Raw genomic sequence first — 1,107 nt, 5'->3', positions numbered from 1 at the left:
CACGATTTCGGCATCAATCTGAAATACCTGCTTCAAAATGTCCGGTGTCATGACCTCCAGAGCAGTTCCTTCCTTGATGACCGTGCCTTTTTTGAGCGCGATCATATAATGAGAAAAACGAGCTGCATGGTTAAGGTCATGAATGACCATTAAAATCGTCCGCCCTTGCTCTTTGTTGAGTCTGTCAAGCAGCTGCAGAATTTCAAGCTGATGTGCAAGATCAAGATACGTTGTAGGTTCATCCAGCAGAAGCAGTTCCGTCCCTTGCGCAAGCGCCATGGCAATCCACACGCGTTGACGCTGTCCGCCTGACAATGCCTCAATCGGCCGTTCAGCATATTCAGCCATGCCTGTTTCTTCAAGAGCCCATTTGATAATCCGGCGGTCTTCGTCATTTAATCTGCCGAATCCTGATTGATGCGGAAACCTGCCGTACGACACCAATTCGTGCACTGTTAGGCCGCTCGGCGCTTCAGGTGTCTGTGGAAGAATCGCCATATCTTTCGCAATGTCCTTTGTAGACATTTTATGAATCGCTTTGCCGTTTAAATAGACGGCACCTGCATGTGAACGCATAATTCTGGACATTGTTTTTAAAATCGTTGATTTCCCGCAGCCGTTCGGGCCAATTAAGGTGGTAATTTTCCCTTTAGGAATCGATATATTTAAATCCTCTACAATCACCCTGTCGCCATAACCGATTCCAAGCTGTTCCGTTGATAATGAATTCATATTCGGCCCCCTCCTCTAATTCGCTTTCATCAATAAATAAATAAAGTAAGGCGCACCTAGCACGGAAATGACAAGTCCGACCGGAATTTCTGATGGTGCCAATACATTTCTCGCCAGCGTATCAGCAAGCAAAAACAGGAATGAGCCGATGAAGGCGGAGACCGGTATCAGCGTCTGGTGACGTGGACCGGTCAGCCTTCTAGCCACATGCGGCGCGATCAATCCGAGAAACGCAATGCCCCCCGCAGCTGCCACGCATGAAGCGGCAAGAGTGACCGCTGCCAGAAGAAGAATCCGTCTTTCCCTTTCAACAGCGGTGCCCAGCCCGGTCGCCAATTGGTCTCCGAGCTGCATAATGTTCAAATAGCGTGCCTT

Annotated in this window: 2 protein-coding genes; both read right to left on the bottom strand. The window is 48.9% G+C overall.

Annotation, left to right across the window (positions count from 1 at the left end; translation table 11 throughout):
- On the bottom strand, nt 1-732 hold a 732-nt coding region (locus ACWHAR_RS22725), incomplete at its 3' end, for an ABC transporter ATP-binding protein (protein WP_452087907.1).
- 15 nt (nt 733-747) lie between these two features.
- A partial coding sequence (locus ACWHAR_RS22720) for a FecCD family ABC transporter permease (RefSeq protein ID WP_452087906.1) occupies nt 748-1,107 on the bottom strand: 360 nt, incomplete at its 5' end.

It is taken from the genome of Bacillus sp. LR--39 (assembly GCF_053613335.1).
This window is presented reverse-complemented; position numbering and strand designations above follow the sequence as displayed.